This is a genomic window from Dehalococcoidia bacterium (assembly GCA_035310145.1).
Taxonomy (GTDB): Bacteria; Chloroflexota; Dehalococcoidia; order CAUJGQ01; family CAUJGQ01; genus CALFMN01.
In genome coordinates, this window is the sequence record DATGEL010000061.1 from 29,819 (window position 1) to 50,243 (window position 20,425).

Genomic DNA, 20,425 nt, shown 5'->3' on the forward strand with positions numbered 1-20,425 from the left:
TGTGCAGCTTCCGCCGCGGCCGTGCATGGCTGCCGCCCCACGATGCCGCACTAACCAGGCCGTGCCACGCGCCTCCTCCCCACGATCGCCCCTTCTCTCCCAGGATTGGGAGAGAAGGGGGACGGGGGTTATGAGGGCCGCCGCCGTCGCGCCGGTTCCTGCCGCGCCGCGCGTTGCAGGCCGCGGTAGTCCGGCGCCTGGATCTCCATGATCATCGAGACCTTGTCGTCATACATGCGCGAGACCCAGGCCCGCGGCAGCGCGTCGAGCGAGCCCGAGATCGTGATCACCGTCGCCAGGCGCGCGTTGTAGCGGTAATTCAGGATCTGGTAGAGCTTCTCCTGCGCCCAGTTGGTGGCGCTGTGCACGCCCAGGTCGTCCAGGACCAGGAACGGCGCCGTGCGGATCTCCTCCACCACGTCGCGGCGCACGCCGTCTTCGGCGTGCATGGCGGCGCGCAGGTGGTCGAGCAGATCCGGCACGACGACGAAGCGGGCGAGGCGGCGCTGTTCGCGCAGGGCATGGGCGATCGCCGCGGCCAGGTGCGTCTTGCCGCTGCCTGTCTCGCCCAGCAGCACCAGCCAGCCCTCGGGATGCTCCGCGAAGTTGCGCGCCGCCAGCAGCACGCGCTGCAGGCCGCGCGAGACCTGCTCGCTGATCTGCGGCGGCGCCGGTTTGTAGTTGAAGCTGGCGAAGGTCATGCCGCGCACCAGCGGCAGCGAGAGCGCGTCCGGCAGGCCGCGTCCCTGGCCCGGCCCGTCTTCCAGCACGTGCACGCGCGTGAGCGACGGATCGGAGAGGCGGGTGCGCAGCCGTTCGTCCAGCTCGTCCAATGGCGCCGAGCAGGTGAAGACGGTCGGCGTCTGGGCGTTGTAGCGATGGTTGAGGATCTGGAAGAGCTTCTCCTCCGCCCAGGGCGTGCTGAACTGCGTCCCCAGCGCGTCCAGGACGAGCACCGGCGCCGAGCGCACCGTCTCGAACAGCCGGTCGTAAGGCAGCTCGCTGGCCGGCGCGTAGGCGGCGCGCAGGTGATCCAGCAGGTCGGGCACGACGCTGAAGAAGACGGGCACGCCCTGCTCGATCAACCGGTTGGTGATCGCGGCGGCCAGGTGTGTCTTGCCCGTGCCGCTCTCGCCGACGAAGGCGATCCAGCCCTCCGGCTGCTCGGCGAAGCGCTCCGCGTCGGCCAGGGCGCGGGCAAAGCGTTCTTGATGCGATGGCTCAGGGCTGCGGCCGCGCGGCAGCAGCGTGGCGAAGCTCTGGCGGGCGAGGGCGCCGAGGTTGCTGTAGCGCTGCAGCCGGTCCTGGCGCTCGTCGTCGTGCTCGCTCAGCACGCAGACACAGGGGATTGCGCGGCCGAAATCGGGGTGGCCGAAGGCCACGGCGCGGCGCACGAAGCCAATGCCGGCGCACTGCGGGCAGTCCGGATCGCCCGCGCCCGCGGCCGGCGCCAGCGCCGACGACGCCTCCGGCAGCGGCTCAGCGCTGAACGTGACGCCAGTATCGTCCGGCAAGGCCACGGCTCTCGCCTTCAGCAGTTCTTCTAAGCGCCTCAAGGTCTGGCCCTTCGCTCCGCCAACGTTCCAGGATGCGTTCAATATAGCGCCAGTTGCGCCGGTTCAGCGCCACCGCCTCGCGGAACGCCGCCTCGATCCACGGCCAGGGCAACTCACGCTCGGCCTCGCGCAGTTGCTCGGCAAGCAGCGGCGAGATCACGCCGATGTTCGCCTCGTACAGCGCGAAGATATTCGGCAGCGGCCCCGTGATCGCCTCGATCACGCCGCCCGCGGGTTCGACCGCGTCCAAACCGGCCACACCGCGCAGCAGCTCCAGCCCCGCGGGCGAATGCAGGGCGAACAGGTCCACGCTCTTGCCGTCGCGGCGGCTGACCGCGCGCAGGAGCGTACCGCGCCGCACGGCCGCCGCCAGGCCACGGCGCAGCGCCTCGTCCGCGCCGCCCGCCAGGCGGTCGAGCGCCCGCAGCAACGGCGCCTCGGCGCGCAGCTCGCTCTCCACAAAGAAACGGCTCGCCGGCCGCTTTCTGCCGAGCAGGTAGAAGGCGTAGAGGGTGACCAGCAGCTCGGCCTCATCGTCGATCGCCGGCAGTACGTCGCTGAAGAAGAGACTGGGCACCGGCGTGGCGCGCGCCCCTTCGGGAAAGCCCCCGCGCCCGACCGTGCCGCCCGCCGGCTCCGCCACGCCCGTCCGATCCTTCCGTTCGCTTGCTGGCGTGCTAATCACGCAGGTGCAGGTCTTCGAACTTTGTCGTGCGGCTGTGGAAGCGCAGATCCACCTGGCCGGTGGGACCGTTGCGGTGCTTGGCGATGATGATCGAGGCGATGCCCGTCGGGTATGAGCGGCCCGGCTGGTCGGGATGCGCGTCCTGCCAGTCGTCTTTGCGCATGTACGCGTCTTCACGGTAGATGAACATGACGACGTCGGCGTCCTGCTCGATGCTGCCGGATTCGCGCAGGTCGCTGAGCATGGGGATGTGCGGTGTCCGCGACTCGACGGCGCGCGAGAGCTGGGCGCAGGCGAGCACCGGCACGTCCAGCTCGCGGGCAAGCTGCTTGAGCGAGCGTGAGATGAAGCTGATCTCCTGCACGCGGTTCTCCTGGCCGCCGGTGAAGCCGGAGTGCATGAGCTGCAGATAGTCCACGATGATCAGGTTCAGGCCCTTCTCGTGCTTCAGCCGGCGGGCGCGCGAGCGCAGCTCGGCAACGGTGAGCGCCGCCGTGTCGTCGATGTAGATGCCCAGCGCGGAGAGCCGCCCGACGCTGTCCATGATTTCGCGCTCTTCGTCCTCGCGCAGATGGCCCAGCAAGAGCAGGCGGCTCGCCTCCACGCCGGATTCGGCCGAGAGCATACGGATCGCGAGCTGGTCGCTGGACATTTCCAACGAGAAGATCGCGACTTTCGCGTCCTGGGCCACGGCGGCGTTGCGCGCCATCGTCACGGCCAGGCTGGTTTTGCCGAGGCCCGGCCGTGCGGCGACGATCACCAGGTCGGAGCGGTGCAGGCCGCCAAGGTAGGTATCGAGCGCGGGGAAGCCGGTGCGCAGGTAGGCGATCGAGTCGGCGGTTTCCGTCTCCTCGGCGTGCACATCGGCGAGGAACTGGTTGAGCAGGTCCTGGATGTGCTGAAAGTCGGCCACGCCCTGGGCCGAGCGCACGGCCATCAGCAGGTTTTCGGCCCGCGCCATCACGGAGTCGAGCTCCGGCCCGCCCTCCCAGGCCATCTGCGCGATCTGCTGGCCGGCGGTCATCAGGCGGCGGTAGATCGAGTCGCGCGCGACGATGCGGGCGTAGTACTCGACGCCGACGGCGGTGGGCAGATCGGTGGTGAGGCGGGCGAGATAGGCGGAGCCGCCGATCGCCTCCAGCCGGCCCTGGCTGTGCAGCTCGTTGGCCAGCGTGATCTGGTTGATCGGATCGTTGCGCTGCCAGAGCGCGAGGCCGGCGTCGTAGATCCAGGCGTTGCGCTCGCGGAAGAAGTCGTCCGGCCGCACGATCGGGGCGACCTGGTAGATCGCCTCGTCGCTGACCATGATCGAGGCGACGATCGCCTCTTCGGCGGCCACGTCATGGGGCGGCAGCTTCTCGGTGACCACGACGCCCGCCTCCGGCCGCGCGGCGCCCGCGCCGGCCCTCCGGTTGTAATGGTATAACAAGAGCGGAAGACCCCCGCAAGGATCTCCCGCTCATTTTCGCGCCGCTGGCCGATCGAGCTACGCTTCTTCCTCATCCAGCTCGTTGGTTTCGTCAAGCTGGGGTGCATCGGCCGGGGATTCGGCCGGCGGCGCCGCGGCAGCCGGCACGGCCGGCGCCTGCTGGTAGTGGGCCGGCCCTTCGTCGTTCTCACCGCGGACGTGCACCTGCACGTCGGCGCCGACGTTGCGCGTGAGGCGGATGTGAATCGTGTAGTCGCCCACCTGGCGGATCGGCTCGCCCAGCTCGATCGTGCGGCGGTCGATCTCGGTGCCGGCGCGGGCATCGATCGCCTCGGCGATGTCGGCGGCCGTGACCGAGCCATAGAGGCGGCCGGTTTCGCCCACGCGGGCGCGCAGCACGAACGGCTGGTCGCCGATGCGCTCCCGCAGCTTCGAGGCGTCGGTGTCGAGCGCCACCTGGCGGCGCTCTTCGCGGCGCATGGCGGCCTGGGCGCGCTCGATCGCGGCGTTCGACGCCGGCAGCGCCACGCCGCGCGGCAGCAGGAAGTTGCGGGCGTAGCCGTTCTTCACGTCCTTCACGTCGCCCACACGCGGCCCATTGGGAATCGATTCGAGGAACACAACCTTCATCGCGGAACTCGTCTCCACTGCGCCGTGTTCGCGGCTTTGCGCCGCCCGGCGCGACCTTTGGCCGGGCCGGGGGCGGGCACAGCATGCGCGTTGCCGCCTTCGGACACCCGCACAGTGTATAAGCCGCGCTCAGCGCGGCTCAAGCGGATGCGACCAGCGGCGGGAGGCGTGGACCACCGGCGTGCTAGCGCATCGGCACGATACGCTCGCGCACGGCGTAGAGCGCGGCCTGCGTGCGGTCGGCGAGGCCCAGCTTGCTGAGGATGTTGCTGACGTGGCCCTTCACCGTGCGCTCGTTCAGCACCAGCTCGCGGGCGATCTCCTTGTTGCTCATGCCGCTGGCGATCAGGCGCAAGACTTCGAGCTCGCGCGGCGTGAGTGCGGCGCCGGGCGGTTCCTGGCGCGCGGCGGGCTGCGAAACCTGCTCCATCAGCTTGCGCGCCACTTCGGGATGCAACTGCGCCTGGCCCTTGTTCGCGCCCTCGATCGCGCGCACGAGGTCGGTCGCCGAGACGTCCTTGAGCAGGTAGCCCGTGGCGCCGGCGCGCAGGGCGGGCATGATGTGCTCGTCGTCGGTGAAGCTGGTCAGCACGATCACGTTGGTCTCGGGGCTAACCTCTTTGACGCCGCGCGTGGCCGCGATGCCGTCCATCTCCGGCATCAGCAGGTCCATCAGCATCACGTCTGGCTTGAGCTGGCGCGCCCGATCGACGGCTTCGCGGCCGTTGCGCGCCTCGCCCACCACCTCGATCTCGTCGCTCAGCTCCAGGTAGGTGCGCAGCCCTTCGCGCACCACGGCATGGTCATCCACGATCACGACCCGGATCGCGCCTTCGTCCGCCATGCGCCAACCCTCCCGCCTTGCAAACAGGATACAGGCAGATGGGCAAGGCCGGCCACCGTTTCGTTCAGTCCTGCCGTTCTGACGCCGCCGCGCGGCAGGGGAGCGCCACGCGCACCTCGGTGCCGGCGCCCGGCGCGCTGTGCACGTCGAGCGTGGCGCCGGCGAGGGTGGCCCGCTCGCGCATGCTGGTCATGCCGAAGCCGCGGCGGCCCGCCGGCTGCGCCGCGGGGTTGAAGCCCACGCCGTCGTCGCGCACCGAGAGCGTGGCGCGGCCCTCGTCGAAGTGCAGGCCGATGGCGACGGCGCCGGCGCCGGCGTGCTTGGCGACGTTGTTCAGCGCCTCCTGCGCGATGCGGAAGAGCGCCTCTTCCTGTTCCAGCGGCAGGCGCCGCTCCTGCGTGGCCGTGACCGTGGTCTTCACGCCTTCGCGGCTCTCGAACGCGGCGGCATATTTGCTGATCGCGGAGACCAGCCCTTCCTGCTCCAGCGCCGCGGGCCGCAGCTCGAAGATCAGCGAGCGCATCTCGGCCAGGGCGCCGCCGGCCAGCTCCGAGAGCCGCTCGACGCGCTCGCGGGCGCGGGCGGGGTCGCGGTCCAGCATCTCCATCAGCGCCTTCGTGATCAGCGAGATGCTGAACAGCGACTGCGTGACCGAGTCGTGCAGCTCCCGCGCCAGGCGGTTGCGCTCGTCCACGACGGCCAGGCGGCGGCTCTCTTCAAACAGGCGCGCGTGCTCGATCGCGATCGCGGCCTGCTCCCCGAACGTCCGCGCCAGGCCGATCTCGGTTTCCGAGTACGTGCGCACCTCATCGTGGTAGAGCACGAAGACGCCGCGCTGCTCGCCGCGGTAGCGCAGCATCACGAACAGCATCGAGCGGAAGCCCTCACGCGTGGCAACCTCCCGCAGCGGTCCCATGCGCGGGTCGGTGGTGGCGTCCGCGATGTAGCGGTAGTCAGACGGCAGCTCCGGCGGCTCCTGGGGCGCCGTCTCGTAGCGCTTGCGCACCGCCTGCAAATACTCGGCGGAGAGCCCGTGGGAGGCGACCGGGCTCATCTCGCCCCCCGCCTTGTCCTGCATGTAGATGGCGGCGCGATCGGCGCCGAAGAGTTGGGCCGCGGCGTTGAGCGCGTGTTCGAGCGTCTCGCGCAGATCGAGGCTGCCGGCGACGGCGGAGGTCAGCCGCTGCAGGGCGCGGGTTTGCCGCAGGCTTTCGTCCATCTCCTCGTAGAGCCGCGCGTTGGCGATCGCGACGGCGGCCTGGTCCGCCAGCGCCGAGAGCAGGGGCAGCTCGTTCACCGCGTCGGGCCGCGGGCGCGTGTCATAGACGAACAGCGCCCCCTCAAAGCGGCCCTTCGCCACCAGCGGGATGCAGACGCTGGCGAGCAGCCCCGCCGCCAGCATTGCCTGCCGGCCGGGCCCCGGCGCCATCTCCGCGGCCACATCCTGCACGATCGCCGGGCCTTTCGTGCTCATCACCAGGTGCAGCACGCTGCCGCGCAATGGCGGCGCGTTGATTGGGAAGCCGGTCAGGCTCGCGCGAAAGGATTCCGGCACGTTCACCGAGGCGACGAAATCGACCAGCAGCGTGCGCGGCTGCAGCAGCGCCAGGGCCGCGATCGGAAATGAGCTGTGCTCGGTGGCGACACGCACGATCGCCTCGATCACCGGCTGCATGTCGATCGAGGCGCTGAGCGCCTGCGCGACCTTGTACATCGAGCCGAGCTGCGCCAGGCGGCGCTCGGCCGCTTCGTACAGGCTGGCGTTTTCGATCGCCAGCGCCGCCTGGCTGATCAGGCCCGCCAGGCCCGCCAGCGGCTCGTCGCGGAAGTAGCCGGGGCGCGAATCGCCCAGCACCAGCACGCCGATCACCTGGTCGCGCGTCTTCAGCGGCAGCCAGAGCAGGGCGCGGATGCCGGGAATGCGGGCGCGAAACTCGCCGTCGTAGAATTTCAGCCGCGTCACGTCGTCGACGATCGCCGGCTCGGCGATGCGCAGGGTGCGGCCAAGCATCGTCGCGTGCAGCGGCAGGCGCAGGCCGGGCGTCAGCGTGGAGGACGGATCGATGCCGCTGCCGGCGACGTAGCGCAGCTCGTTGGCCTCGACGTCGATCAGGCAGACTGCTCCGGCCTCGGCGCCCGTCTGGCGGATCGCGGCTTCGATCACGCTGTTCAGCGCGCCCAGCAGCCGTTCGGCCGGGGGATCCGATTGCAGCAGCGTAGCGGACATGGATTGATCCAGGCGCGAGGGGCGGCGCACGACCCGCCGTCCGGCGCGGAACGTTCCGAGCCGAATCGCTTTGGTATGATACCAGACCTGGCGCCTACGTACCCGAATGTGGCTCGATCTTGCGCCGGTGAAAACACGCGCCGGCAGCCGGGGCGCGGCGCCTAACCCTCGTTTCGCTGGCGAAACCCGTCCCTTCCCGCGTCGGGAAGGGTCGCCTGGAGCGTTCGGAGCGCTGTACGAAGACGTGCGACTCCAGGCCCGACGCGGGCAGGCGTCGCAGAAGCGTTCCGGGCGCCGTGCGAGGGCAGCGGGGCTGGGATTGCCGCCGCTACCCCTGGTTGGTCATGATCACCGTGCCGGCGGCGGAGAACATGCCGCCGGGGCCGTGGGCAATGCTGATCTTGACGTTTGGCAACTGCGCCTCGGCCTCGCCGCGCAACTGCCGCACCGATTCCTGCAAGGCGAACATGCCGTACATGCCGGTGTGCGTGTAGGAGAGGCCGCCGCCGTTGGTGTTCACCGGCAGCTCGCCGCCCGGCGCCCCGCGCATCTCCGCGAAGAACGGCCCGCTCTCGCCCGGCTTGACGAAGCCCAGCCCTTCAAGCGCGTACATCGGCGTGTGCACGAACGCGTCGTAGAGCTGCAGGTGGTCCACGTCCTTGCGCTCGATGCCGGCCAGGCGGAAGGCGCGGTCGCCGGAGGTCTTGAACGATCGCGACTCGGTAAAGTCGTGCATCGTGCTGACCATCACGTCCTCGCACGATTCGCCTGTTCCCAGCACGTAGACCGGCGGCTTCTTGAAGTCGCGTGCCTTCTCGGCCGTGGTCAGGATCAGCGCCCCGCCGCCGTCGGTCACCAGGCAGCATTCGAGCAGGTGCAGCGGCCAGCTGATCAGGCGCGAGTTGAGCACGTCGTCGATTGTGATTGGGTCGCGCATCATCGCCCGCGTGTTCTTCGCCGCCCAGGCGCGGGTGGAGACGGCGACGGCGGCGAGCTGCTCCTCCGTGGTGCCGTACTTCTGCATGTGGCGCACGATCGGCACGGGAAACTGCGATGGCGCGCCGAATGTCCCGTAGGGCGCCTCGAACTGGCCGGGAATCGAGCTGGCGCCGCCGCCGAAGCCGCCCTTGCCCACGCGCGAGCGCCCGCTCTCGCCGTGCGTGATCAGCACGAAGTTGCAGTAGCCCGCCGTCAGCGCCGCCACGGCGTGCGAGACGTGGATCATGAAGGAGCAGCCGCCGACCGAGGTGCCGTCCACGTACTGCGGCACGATGCCGAGGTAGTCGGCCACGGCCACCGGCGACTGGCCGGCGCTGGCGATGCCGTCGATCAGCTTCTTGTCGATGCCCGCGTCGCGGATCGCGTTGCGCGCGGCGTTGGCGTGCAGTTGAATCTCGGAGACGCCGGGAATGACGCCGACCGTATCCGTCTCGGCCGCGCCGATGATCGCCACTTGCTTGCGCAGATCGGGTGCCATCGCCTACGCTCCTTGCTTCTGCGCCGGCTGGAAGCGCGGCAGGGTGATCGTTTCGCTCATCTCGGTGAATACGACTTCGAGCGGCATGTCGGGCTTGAGGCTCTCCGGCTTCGGCTCGACGTTGATGATGTTGGACATCAGGTGCGGGCCTTCGTCCAGCTTGACGACCGCGATCACGTACGGCGCCTCGTCCTCGAAGCCCGGAGCCGGGCGCTGGCTGATCAGGTAGGTGTGCAGCGTGCCCTTGCCGGAGAGCGTCTTCCACTCGAAGTTGTCCGAGAGGCACTCGGGGCAGAAGGCGCGGGGATAGAAGAAGAACGCCTTGCAGTCGTTGCAGTACTGCAGGCGCAGCTCGTGCTGCTTGCAGCCGTCCCAGTAGGGCTGGGTTTCGGGCGTCGGCTGCGGCAACGCCCTCGCTCTGCGCGTGGTCATCTGAGGTATCCTCCTCTGCCGGGCCTGACCCGGATGTGCGGTAGGGGCCTCGGGCGACGCCGCCGGTTGGCGTCCGTCTTTATCTACCCAACCCGCCGCTTGAGCCGCAAGCGCGCCGCCCACGCGCGGCGCTACGATGGGCGAGCGACAGCGCCATCCCGGGAGAGAAAGGCGATGGACTCAGCCAGCTTCGAGGTGCGCACCGGCGACCAGCCCGTCGTGGTCGATATTACCGGCCGGGTTGAGCAGGCGCTGGCAGGCCGCGGCGACGGCCTGGCGCACATCTTTGTGCCGCACGCGACGGCCGGCCTCGCCCTGATCGAGACCGGCTCCGGCAGCGAGCGCGACCTGCTTGACCGGCTCGATGCGCTGCTGCCGCGCGATGCCCGCTACCAGCACGCGCACGGCGCCGCCGGTCACGGCCGCGATCATCTGCTGCCGGCCTTTCTGCCGCCCGCGATCACGCTCGTCGTGCGCGGAGGCCGGCTGCAGCTCGGACGCTGGCAGTCGCTGGTGCTGGTCGACACCAACATCGACAACCCCGTGCGCACCGTGCAGGTCACGCTGCTGCCGCGTGCCTAACCGCGCTTTGCTTCGACATCGCCGCCCTGCGGCGATCTGAAGTACGCCGCGTCTCCCTTCCCCACCGGAGAAGGGTTGTCCGCGAGGTACCTATTGTCCTCAGTCCCCACCCTTCCCGCGCCGGGAAAAGGGACAGGTTTCGCAAGCGAAACCAGGGTTAGGCCCCCGGCCGCGACCGCGATTGCCGGCATAGCTCGCCGGCGCAGATCCCGATTCTGGATTGACCCGCCGTGGCGTCCGCCCTACCATGCCGCTCGGCGGGAGCACTGCCTTCCCGCACGAACCGTGGACAGGACTACCATGCTCGTCGAAACCGGCATTCCCTCCAACGACCTGCGCGCGGCGGGCGCGGCGGCGCAGCGGCTCGAAGCGCTTGGCTACGACGGCGTCGTCACGCCGGAAGTGAAGAACGACCCGTTCCTGCCGCTTGCCGTGGCGGCCACGACGACGGAGCGCGTCTCGCTCGGCACCTCCGTCGCCATCGCCTTCCCGCGTAGCCCGATGATCACGGCGCTGATGAGCTGGGACCTGCAGCGCGCCTCCAGCGGCCGTTTCATCCTCGGCCTGGGCACGCAGGTGAAGGGCCACAACGAGCGCCGCTACAGCACGCCATGGGTCGGCCCGGCGCAGCCGCGCATGCGCGAGTACGTCGGCGCCCTGCGCGCGATCTGGCACACCTGGCAGACGGGCGAGAAGCTCGACTTCCGCGGCAAGTACTACACGCACACACTGATGACGCCGGAGTTCAACCCCGGTCCGCTGGCGTCGGGCGCGCCGAAGATCGTGGTCTCGGCCGTGGGACCGTACATGGCGCGGCTGGCCGGCGAGCTGTGTGACGGCGTGCGCATGCACGGCTTCTGCACCGCCAAATACATCCAGGACGTGATCTTGCCCGAGCTCAAGATCGGCGCCGAGCGCGCCGGCCGCGATCCGAAGACGCTTGAGGTCTCCGGCGGCGGCTTCATCGTCACCGGCGAGACGCAGGCCGAGGTGGAGAAGGCTCGAGAGGCGGCGCGCACGCGCGTCTCGTTCTACGGCTCGACGCGCTCCTACCACGGCGTGTTCGAGGCGCACGGCTGGAGCGACATCGGCCCGCGCCTGCACGAGATGTCGCTCAAGGGCCAATGGCAGGCGATGCCCGGCGCCGTGCCGGACGACGTGCTGGAGCATTTCGTCGTGGCCGGCACCTACGACCAGATCGTGCAGCGCATCACGCAGCGCTTCGGCGGCATCTGCACCCGCGTCTCGCTCTCGCTGCCGGCGCGCACGCCGGAGGAAGAGGCGCGGGCGAAGGCGATGCTCGCCGAACTGCACGCGGCGGGCGCGCCCGCCGCGGCACGTTGAGGCCGGTCGGCCCTCAATCCCCCGTCCCCTTTCCCCCAATTCTGGAGGGAAAGGGGCGATCCGGCGGAGCACGGCTCGATCGGCGCCGGGTTAACCGTTAGCCAATCGGAGTGCCCAACCAACCGTCTCCCCTCGCCCAGGATTGGGAGAGGGGCCGGGGGTGAGGGCCGAGCGCGCCGCCCGCGGCCTGCTTGACCTGCTCGATGAAGGCCAGCGCCAGCGGTGAGAGGTGGCGGCCGCGCCGTGCCGCCCAGCCGATGCGGCGCTGCAGCGCGGGCAGCAGCGGCCGCACGGCGAGCAGCGAGCGGAACTCGAGCGTGCTGCTGACCGGCGCGAAGCAGACGCCGGCACCGCGTGCCACCAGTTGCAGCAGCGCGTGCTGGCTGCGCAGCTCGATCGCGCTCTCCAGCCCCAGCCCGAGCACCTGCGCCTCCCGCTCGAGCTGGGCGCGCAGGCCGTGCCCCGGCATCGAGAGCAGCAGCCCCGGCTCCGAGAGAGCCGTGTCCAGCGGAACGGCCGCGCCCGCGGCGAGGGCGTGATCCGGCGGCAGCGCCAGCACGATCTCCTCGTCGAACAGGGGACGGATCGCCAGGCGCGAGTCGGCAAGCGGCAGCACGACGATCGCCAGATCGGCCTCGTCGGCCAGGATGCGGCGCAGCGCGTCGTCCGTGCCCAGCATCTCCACGCTGATCCGCGCCCGCGGGCTGGTCTGGCACAGCGCGGCGAGGGCTGGCGGCAGAATGTTGTCGGTCACCGTTTCGGTGGCGCAGACGCGTAGGCTGCCCGCCGGGCTCGTACGCAGGCCGGCGATCGCGCTCGCCGTCGCCGCCAGGTCGTCGAGCACGCGCTCGGCCGCTTCGGCCAGCAGCAGGCCGGCGTCGGTGGGCAGCACGCGCCGGCCCACGCGGTGGAAGAGTGGTGTGCCCAGCTCGCGCTCCAGTACGCGGATCTGCTTGCTGATCGATGGCTGAGCGACGTGTTCAGCCTCGGCGGCGCGGGTGACGCTGCCCGCGCGTACCACGGCGCGCAGGTAGCGCAGTTGATGCAGCTCCACCTCATGCCCTTCGTCTATGCAAGCGATGCGATCCATATCGTAGTCGCGTGGCATTGCACGGGCGATACTGACCTCATGGATTCTTTGCTGAAAGACGGGGCGAGGCGATGGCTGTGGATTCGGGACATAATGTGGCCGGCGTGCGCGAGCAGTTCGGCGCGATCGCGGCCGCCTACGCCGTCAGCGCTGTGCACGCCTCCGGGCCGGACCTGGCGCACTTGATCGAGGCCGCCGAGTTCACCGCCAGCGAGACCGTGCTCGACCTCGGCTGCGGCGCCGGGCACACGGCGCTGGCCGCGGCGCCGCGCGTGGCGCGGGTCATCGCCGTGGACGTCACGCCGGAGATGCTGGAGGTGGCCGCGGGCCTGGCCGTGCAGCGCGGCGTGACGAATGTTGAGTTCCGCCGCGCTGACGTGCTCGCCCTGCCCTTCGCCGATGCCAGCTTCGACGTCATCACCAGCCGTTACAGCGCCCATCACTACGCCGATCCGCAGCAGGCGCTGCGCGAGGCGGCGCGGGTGCTGCGTCCGGGCGGGCGCTTTCTGCTGGTGGACACGTCCGCGCCGGAGACGCCGTTCCTCGACACCTTCTTCAACGCGGTCGAGCTGCTGCGCGACCCCTCGCATGTGCGCAACTGCCGCATCTCCGAGTGGACGCGGCTGTTCAGCACGGCCGGCTTCGCCTGCGAGACGCTGCTGGAAGGCGCGATTCCGCTGGAAGGCGATGCCTGGGTGGAGCGCAGCCGCACCGCGCCCGAGCGCGTGGCCGCGATCAAAGCCGTCTTCGCCACCGCCCCGCCCGCCGCGGTCGAAGCGTTCGCGCTGCGTACTGGCGCCGCGTGGGGCTGGACGATCCCGATGGCCCTGCTGCGCGGGCGCCTGGCCACGACCAAAGCCGCCGCCTGAGCGCCGCACGGCCAGAGGGCACGCTGCACGAGGCGCCCGAGCGGGGCCGAGTCGTCTTTCGCCGCGCTCGGCCGGCTCACGTTACACCGGTTGCCCTGGCCTTGAGTGGCCTCGAGCTGGCCATGCCGCCGCCGTTTGCCTGGCGTCCGTGGCCGCCGTGGATCGGTCGCGATGGCTCGTTCCGGGCGCCCGCCGCGCGGCAATCTGGCCGAATCACGGCCAGGGCTGGTGCGGCGCGGCGGAATGTGTATAATTTCACACATGCCCGCGGCAAAATCCGCGGGCCCGGCGTCTTGACGAGCTTCGGATCCGTGGTACGATCACGAGTCAACTCGGGCGTACGCGGATCATCCCCACGGCGGTCTACCGGGCATTTGCTGGACCCCACGCAGGCGCCGCTCGTCGCAGCAGGGCGATTCGCAGCACAGACGAGACGGCATCGGCGGCATTCGCATTTATGAGAGACGCGGGCCGATGACTGAACGTTCCCCCTTTGCTCTGCCGGCTGGCCCCGGCGCCCAGGCGCTCGATCTGCGCGGGTCGTTGTACAACCCGAAACACGAGCACGATGCCTGCGGCGTGGGATTCGTGGCCGACACCTCGGGGGCGCGGAGCCATCGCATCCTCGCCACGGCGATCGAGTGCGTCACGAACCTGACGCACCGCGGCGCGATCAGCGCCGACGGCCGCACCGGCGACGGCGCCGGCATCACCACCCAGATCCCGTACAAGCTCTTCCGCCCGCTGCTGGAGCGCAAAGGGCTGCACCTGGGAGACGACGGCGACCTCGGTGTGGGCATGGTGTTCCTGCCCAACGGCGACCCGGCCGCGCGTGAGCGGGCGCGGGCGATCGCGGAGGCGGCCTTGCAGCGCCAGGGGCTGCGCCTCTTGCTCTGGCGCACCGTGCCGGTCGACGCCTCGGTGCTGGGTGAGATGGCGGCGCGCGAGCGGCCCTGGATCGAGCAGGTGCTGGTCGGCCGGCCGGCTGCGCTCAAGCCGCTCGACTACACGCGGCGGCTCTTCCTGGCGCGCAAGGAGATGGAGCGGCGCGCCCTGGAAGGGAACATCCAGGGCTTCTATCTGCCCTCGCTCTCGAACCGTACGCTCGTCTACAAGGGGCTGCTCGTCGCGCACCAGTTGCCGACCTTCTACCGCGACCTGCGCGAGCCGAGCTACGAAACGGCGCTGGCCGTCTTCCACCAGCGCTACAGCACCAACACCTTCCCCAACTGGTACCTGGCGCAGCCCTTCCGCATGCTCGCGCACAACGGCGAGATTAACACGCTGGCCGGCAACACGAACTGGACGCGGGCGCGTGAGGCCGAGCTGCAGTCCGGGATCTGGGGCGACGCGGTGCGCGAGATCGAGCCGCTGATCCAGCCGGGCGGCTCGGACTCCTCGGCGCTCGACAACGTGCTGGAGACGATCGTGCTCTCCGGCCGCGACATCCGCCACGCCTTCATGATGTTGATCCCCGAGGCGTGGGAGAACATGCCCAACATGCCCAAAGAGCGGCGGGCGTTCTACGAGTACCACGCCTGCCTGAGCGAACCCTGGGACGGCCCGGCCAGCATGGCCTTCACCGACGGCGTCTTCGTCGGCGCCACGCTCGATCGCAACGGCCTGCGGCCCGCGCGCTACCAGCTCACCCGCGACGGCATGATCGTGATGGGCTCCGAGGCGGGCATGGTCGATCTCGACCCGGCGGACGTGGTGGAGAAGGGCCGGCTCGGCCCAGGCCACCTGATCGGCGTCGACACGGCGAAGGGCGAGCTGCTCTACAACGACGAGATCAAGGACGCGATCGCCGCGCAGCAGCCCTACGGCACCTGGGTGAAGCGGCAACTGCTGCACCTCGACTCCTGGCTGGAGACGCGCTCGCCCAGCGATCTGCCCGCCGACCCGCTCGATCTGCAGCGGGCGCAGGCGGTCTTCGGCTACACCTCCGAAGAGCTGGAGTTCGTGCTCAAGCCGATGGCGGCCGAGGGCAAGGAGCCGGTCGGCTCGATGGGCGACGACACGGCGCTGGCCGTCTTCGCCTCGCGCCCGCGCCTCGCCTCCTCCTACTTCAAGCAGAAGTTCGCGCAGGTCACCAACCCGCCGATCGACCCCATCCGCGAAGAGCTGGTGATGTCGCTGGACAGCTACCTCGGCCGGCGGCGCAGCCTGCTCGAAGAGACGGAGCAGCACGCGCGCCTGATGCACCTGGCCAGCCCGCTGATGATCGACGAGGAGATGGACGCGCTGCGTCGCATCGCCGAGCCGGCCTTCCACGCGATCACGATCCCCTGCACGTTCGATGTCGCGGACGGCGCCGAGGGCATGGCGTCGGCGCTGCAGAGGCTTTGCGCCCAGGCTGAGATCGCGGTCGAGGACGGCGCCACGATCCTGGTGCTGAGCGACCGTGGCATCACGGCGACGAAGGCGCCGATCCCGATGCTGCTGGCCGTGGGCGCGGTGCATCATCAACTGATCCGCGGCGGCAAGCGCATGAAGGCGAGCATCATCGCCGAAACCGGCGAGGCGCGCGACGTACACCAGATCGCGCTGCTGATCGGCTTTGGCGCCAGCGCGGTGAATCCGTACCTGGCCTACGCCACGCTGCGGGCGCTGGTCGAGGAAGGAAACGCCTCAGCCAAGGACACGCTCAAGGGCACGAGCGAGGAGAAGGCCGCCGAGAACTACGAGAAGGCGATCGACGCCGGCCTGCTCAAGATCATCTCCAAGATGGGCATCTCCACGATCAGCGGCTACCACGCCGCCCAGATCTTCGAAGCGATCGGCCTCGACCAGGCCACGCTCGACCTCTGTTTCGCCGGCCTCGAGTCGCGCATCGGCGGCGTCGGCATCCGCCACCTGGCCGAGGAGACGTTGCAGCGGCACGGCGTCGCCTTCGCCAACGGTTCCGCGCCCGCGCTGGACGCCGGCGCCTACTACCGCTACCGCCGCGACGGCGAGTACCACAGCTTCAACCCCGATGTCTGGCGGCAACTGCACAAGGCGGTGCAGGGCGGCGACTTCGCCGAGCACAAGGCCTACGCCGAGCTGGTGAACAGCCGCCACCCGGCCACGCTGCGCGACCTGCTGCAGTTTGTGCCCGGCGACCCGGTGCCCCTCGATGAGGTCGAGCCGGCCGAGCAGATCGTCAAGCGCTTCGTCGCCACGGCGATGTCGCTGGGCGCGCTCTCGCCCGAGGCGCACGGCACGATTGCGACCGGCATGAACCGGCTCGGCGCCAAGAGCAACACCGGCGAGGGCGGCGAGAACAGCGAGCGCCGCGCCATCCTGCCCAACGGCGATACCGCCAACAGCAAGATCAAGCAGGTGGCCTCGGCCCGCTTCGGCGTTACGCCCGTCTATCTCTCCTCGGCTGAGGAGTTCGAGATCAAGATGGCGCAGGGCAGCAAGCCCGGCGAGGGCGGCCAGTTGCCCGCGTTCAAGGTCTCGGCCACGATCGCGGCGCTGCGCCACACGCTGCCGGGCACGCCGCTGATCTCGCCGCCGCCGCACCACGACATCTACAGCATCGAAGACCTGAAGCAACTGATCTATGACCTGAAGATGGTGAACCCGCGCGCCCGCGTGGCCGTGAAGCTGGTGGCCGAAGAGGGCGTGGGTACGATCGCGGCCGGCGTGGCCAAGGGCTACGCCGACACGATCCACATCTCCGGCCATGACGGCGGCACCGGCGCCTCGCCGCTCTCCTCGATCAAGAACGCCGGCGCCCCCTTCGAGCTGGGTCTCTCCGAGACGCAGCAGGTGCTGGTGATGAACGATCTGCGCGGCCGGGTGAAGGTCCGCGCGGACGGCGGCATGAAGACGGCGCGTGACGTGATCGTGGCGGCGATGCTGGGCGCCGAGGAGTTCGGCTTCGGCACGGCGGCCGCCGTCTCCGTGGGCTGCAAGATGGCGCGGCAGTGCCATCTCAACACCTGCCCCGTGGGCGTGGCCACGCAGCGCGAGGACCTGCGCGCCAAGTTCATCGGCACGCCGGAGATGGTGGTCAACTTCTTCATGCACCTGGCGCAGGACGTGCGCGAGACGCTGGCCGGCCTCGGCTTCCGCTCGGTAGACGAGATCGTCGGCCGTACGGACCTGCTGCGCCAGGTGCGCGCCGGCGAAGATCCGCGCGTACACCTGGTCAGCCTCGCGCGCGTGCTCAAGCAGGTGGACCCGGAGGGCAGGCGCCCGCACCGGCACGAGCAGGAACGCAACACGGAGCCGGGTGACCAGCCGCTGGACGACCGGATCCTCGCCGACCTGGGCGACGCGATCGCGTCGCCGCGACCCATCCGGCTCTCTTACGAGATCACCAACCGCAACCGCACCGTCGGCGCCCGCGTGGCCGGCGAGATCGCCTACCGTCATGGCGACGACGGCCTGCCGGCAGGCAACATCGAGTTGCACTTCACCGGCAGCGCCGGCCAGAGCTTCGGCGCCTTCACCTACAAGGGCATGCAGCTTGTGCTCACGGGCGAGGCGAACGACTACGTGGCCAAGGGCATGGGCGGCGGCGAGGTGGTGGTGCGGCCGCCGGCTGAGTCCGGCTTCGCCAGCCACGAGAACACGATCGTCGGCAACACCGTGCTCTACGGCGCCACGGGCGGCAAGCTGTTCGTGGCGGGCCGCGCCGGCGAGCGCTTCGCCGTACGCAACAGCGGCGCCCTCGCCGTGGTCGAGGGCGTGGGCGACCATGGCTGCGAGTACATGACCGAGGGCGTGGTCGTGATCCTGGGCGAGACGGGGCGCAACTTCGGCGCGGGCATGTCCAACGGCGTCGCTTACGTGCTGGACGAGAGCCGCGAATTCCCCAAGAAGATCAACCCGGAGCTGGTGGGGCTGGCGCAGGTGACGGGTGCGGCGGACATCGAGATGATGGAGACGCTGATCCGCCGTCACCACGAGCTGACCGGCAGCCAGCGCGCCCGCCAGATCCTCGACAACTGGGACGCCTACCTGCCGCTCTTCTGGAAGGCCGCGCCGCACCTGGCGTTGACCGAAGACGGCCCGATGACGATCGTCCACCGCCACCTGCGCAGCCTCAAAGAGCTGGTGCACTGAGCCGCCGTAAGCGGCCAACGAGCGATGAGTGCGGCTGGGCGTTTCGCTTAATCTCGATGCATCCCATCCCACGCCACGGGTGAGGCCGATAGGTCCAACGGCCAGAGCGCAGTGAGTAAGTCGCACGGCGATTCTTTTGGTCCGTCACGCGAGATGGAGCGTGAGCAAGGTGAGTGTGGATCGTGAGAATATTGCAGCCGCAGATGCAGCGGTCTTCCACAACCCGGACGTTGTGGCAGCCTACCGATATCGACCGCCGTACCCCGAGGAGGTATTCGATCTCCTCACCAATCTGATCACGGTGGTGCCGCATCGGGTTCTCGATGTCGGCTGTGGATCTGGGGAAATAGCACGCTACCTCGTCCGGCGGGTCGAGCACGTCGATGCTGTGGATTTCTCGTCAGCCATGATTGAGACGGGGAAGCAGCTTCCTGGAGGGCACGATCCACGGCTCCGGTGGCTCTGTGGAGCTATCGAAGATGCACCCCTTGATCCGCCCTATGCGCTCATTACGGCCGGCGCCAGCCTTCACTGGATGGCGTGGCCCGTCGTCTTCCCGCGTCTCCAGGCCGCTCTTGCGTGCGGCGGTTACCTCGTCTTCATTGAGCAGCGGATCACCCCGGACGTGTGGTCGGCGCTTGGCGATATCATCCCGCGCTACCGCGTTGATACGTATCGGGCGCCAGCGCGACCGATGATCGAGGAATTGCAGCAGCGCGGCTTTTTCCAGGCTGTCGGCGAACGGGTCACCGAGAAGGTTCCCTTTGCTCAGTCGATTGATGCCTATATTGCGTCGTATCATTCCCGTGTTGGCTTCGCCCGTGAGCGGCTGGGCAAGGAGCGAGCGGCGGCTTTCGACCAGGAGGCACGCCGGTCACTGATCGAGTCCTATCCCAACGGCTCGATAACCCTCCAAGTTGCTGCGCAGATCGTCTGGGGGATCCCAGTGCGGACCCAGCATCAGTCGTTTGCACTGGAGCACCCAAGTTCGTAACAGGCTCCAGCGCCGTCGTGCACGGGCGTATGCCGTATCGTGCGGGCCGTTGCTGACGAAGACCACGACGTCTGCTTCGATGGTGTACACCAGCCGGTAGGCGACACCTTTTGACGCGCAGATCGTAGGCGCGGACGTGGGCGAGGTCGCCCGTCTTCGGCCTGCCCGCGGCGTACGGAACATTCAGGATCGCGGGAATGTGCTCGGTGGCGATGGCGTGCAACAGGGGAACGTCGTGGCGGTTGAGCGCTACGGCGTGAGCGGATAGCTGCTGATGTCCCGGACCCACGGCGCTCGGCCGCCGAGCGCCGTGAGCAGGCGCTTGTCCGCCGTCCACAGCTCGGCGCCGAATAGCTGCGCGAGCACGACGTAGAGCGCGTCGTAGATCGCCCCAAGGTGGTGGAGCGCCGCGAAGTCGAGCGCTCGCTCGTAGAGGGCTGGCGGATCGAGCGTCTCGATCGGGTAGCGGAGCAACTGGCTCAGCGCGTTGTCCACTCCCACACGATCGAGCCGCTTCGCCTGGTCGGCGGTTCTGAGACGCTGGTAGATCCCGTTGGCGGCCTCGCCGCGCATGTGGGGCGGAGCGAACATCCCGCGTCCGTCTCGAATGCAATCATCGACCAAAGCGCGTGCGTTGTTTGTAGATTGCTCGATGACTACGAGCTTGATCGCAACGCTGGCATCAATGACCACCGGTGGTCGATTCATAGCAGCCGCGAGCGCTCGTCGCGCGCGGCATTAATGAGCGGCCAGGATTCATCGAACGGCACGCCGCCTCGCGCGGCCAGTTGCTCCTCCAGTGATTGGCGCGACTCTTCTAACAGCGCCAGCGCCCGCTCGCGTTCTTCGTCGGTCAGCGGCCTGATCTGCGCCCGCAATGCAGCGATCTGCTCAGCCTCCGCGCTGTTACGACCCGCGCTGCCGTTGCGGTCCAACTCGAACAGGTCGCCGGGCTCACAGCCGAGCGCGTCGCAGAGCCGGGCCAGTGTCTCGAACTGGATGCCGTGTACCGCGCCGCGTTCCAGCGAAGAAACGGTGTCGGGCCGTATCCCGGCGGCGGCGGCGACCTGGCGCTGCGACAGGCGCCGGCTGGCGCGGAGTTCGGGAAGACGCAAACGGATGCGGCTCATGTGACACGCTCCGTTCCATTAATAGCACGGTATACCGTGGCAGATGCAGGATACATTGAGCCGGCTGCACGCGCT

General features: G+C 69.3%; 16 protein-coding genes. 5 read left to right on the plus strand and 11 right to left on the minus strand.

What is annotated here, in order from left to right; translation table 11 throughout:
* Nucleotides 1-128: 128 nt before the first annotated feature.
* From VKV26_12060 to VKV26_12095, 8 genes are all read right to left on the minus strand, one after another.
* A complete protein-coding gene (locus VKV26_12060) occupies nt 129-1,520 on the minus strand; it encodes an ATP-binding protein (GenBank protein ID HLZ70625.1) in 1,392 nt (463 codons plus the stop codon).
* Nucleotides 1,480-2,199, minus strand: coding sequence for a DnaD domain protein (locus tag VKV26_12065; protein HLZ70626.1), 720 nt, complete (start codon nt 2,197-2,199; stop codon nt 1,480-1,482). Before VKV26_12065 ends, VKV26_12060 begins: the two co-directional genes overlap by 41 nt.
* 34 nt (nt 2,200-2,233) lie before the next feature.
* Complete coding sequence (gene dnaB, locus VKV26_12070) at nt 2,234-3,610, minus strand: replicative DNA helicase (GenBank protein ID HLZ70627.1); 1,377 nt, start codon at nt 3,608-3,610, stop codon at nt 2,234-2,236.
* Between the two features lie 117 nt (nt 3,611-3,727).
* Complete coding sequence (gene rplI / locus VKV26_12075; GenBank protein HLZ70628.1) at nt 3,728-4,300, minus strand: 50S ribosomal protein L9; 573 nt, start codon at nt 4,298-4,300, stop codon at nt 3,728-3,730.
* 184 nt (nt 4,301-4,484) lie between these two features.
* Nucleotides 4,485-5,144: a response regulator transcription factor gene (locus VKV26_12080; GenBank protein HLZ70629.1), complete on the minus strand. Its 660-nt coding sequence runs from the start codon at nt 5,142-5,144 to the stop codon at nt 4,485-4,487.
* A gap of 64 nt (nt 5,145-5,208) precedes the next feature.
* The gene (locus VKV26_12085) at nt 5,209-7,371 is read right to left on the minus strand and encodes a GAF domain-containing sensor histidine kinase (GenBank protein ID HLZ70630.1); all 2,163 of its coding nucleotides are present in this window, start codon (nt 7,369-7,371) and stop codon (nt 5,209-5,211) included.
* A gap of 328 nt (nt 7,372-7,699) precedes the next feature.
* On the minus strand, nt 7,700-8,848 hold the full coding sequence (locus VKV26_12090; GenBank protein HLZ70631.1) for a thiolase: 1,149 nt from the start codon (nt 8,846-8,848) through the stop codon (nt 7,700-7,702).
* 3 nt (nt 8,849-8,851) lie between these two features.
* A complete protein-coding gene (locus tag VKV26_12095) occupies nt 8,852-9,280 on the minus strand; it encodes a Zn-ribbon domain-containing OB-fold protein (GenBank protein HLZ70632.1) in 429 nt (142 codons plus the stop codon).
* Nucleotides 9,281-9,454: 174 nt separating this feature from the next.
* Here VKV26_12095 and VKV26_12100 point away from each other — a divergent pair, with 174 nt between their 5' ends.
* Nucleotides 9,455-9,862 (plus strand): YjbQ family protein, encoded by a 408-nt coding sequence (locus VKV26_12100; protein ID HLZ70633.1) that lies wholly within the window; start codon nt 9,455-9,457, stop codon nt 9,860-9,862.
* Between the two features lie 300 nt (nt 9,863-10,162).
* Complete coding sequence (locus tag VKV26_12105) at nt 10,163-11,206, plus strand: TIGR03617 family F420-dependent LLM class oxidoreductase (GenBank protein HLZ70634.1); 1,044 nt, start codon at nt 10,163-10,165, stop codon at nt 11,204-11,206.
* Nucleotides 11,207-11,303: 97 nt separating this feature from the next.
* Here VKV26_12105 and VKV26_12110 read toward each other — a convergent pair whose 3' ends face one another.
* Nucleotides 11,304-12,260, minus strand: coding sequence for a LysR family transcriptional regulator (locus tag VKV26_12110; GenBank protein ID HLZ70635.1), 957 nt, complete (start codon nt 12,258-12,260; stop codon nt 11,304-11,306).
* Nucleotides 12,261-12,367: 107 nt separating this feature from the next.
* Between VKV26_12110 and VKV26_12115 the strand changes: the two genes are divergently transcribed.
* From VKV26_12115 to VKV26_12125, 3 genes are all read left to right on the plus strand, one after another.
* On the plus strand, nt 12,368-13,165 hold the full coding sequence (locus tag VKV26_12115) for a methyltransferase domain-containing protein (GenBank protein ID HLZ70636.1): 798 nt from the start codon (nt 12,368-12,370) through the stop codon (nt 13,163-13,165).
* A gap of 474 nt (nt 13,166-13,639) precedes the next feature.
* Nucleotides 13,640-18,226: a glutamate synthase large subunit gene (gene gltB, locus VKV26_12120; protein HLZ70637.1), complete on the plus strand. Its 4,587-nt coding sequence runs from the start codon at nt 13,640-13,642 to the stop codon at nt 18,224-18,226.
* Nucleotides 18,227-18,386: 160 nt separating this feature from the next.
* Nucleotides 18,387-19,220 (plus strand): class I SAM-dependent methyltransferase, encoded by an 834-nt coding sequence (locus VKV26_12125; protein HLZ70638.1) that lies wholly within the window; start codon nt 18,387-18,389, stop codon nt 19,218-19,220.
* A gap of 249 nt (nt 19,221-19,469) precedes the next feature.
* Here VKV26_12125 and VKV26_12130 read toward each other — a convergent pair whose 3' ends face one another.
* Nucleotides 19,470-19,928 carry a type II toxin-antitoxin system VapC family toxin gene (locus VKV26_12130; GenBank protein HLZ70639.1) on the minus strand — a complete coding sequence of 153 codons (459 nt, stop codon included), beginning with the start codon at nt 19,926-19,928 and terminating at the stop codon, nt 19,470-19,472.
* Nucleotides 19,925-20,350 carry a helix-turn-helix domain-containing protein gene (locus VKV26_12135; protein ID HLZ70640.1) on the minus strand — a complete coding sequence of 142 codons (426 nt, stop codon included), beginning with the start codon at nt 20,348-20,350 and terminating at the stop codon, nt 19,925-19,927. Before VKV26_12135 ends, VKV26_12130 begins: the two co-directional genes overlap by 4 nt.
* Nucleotides 20,351-20,425: the final 75 nt, after the last annotated feature.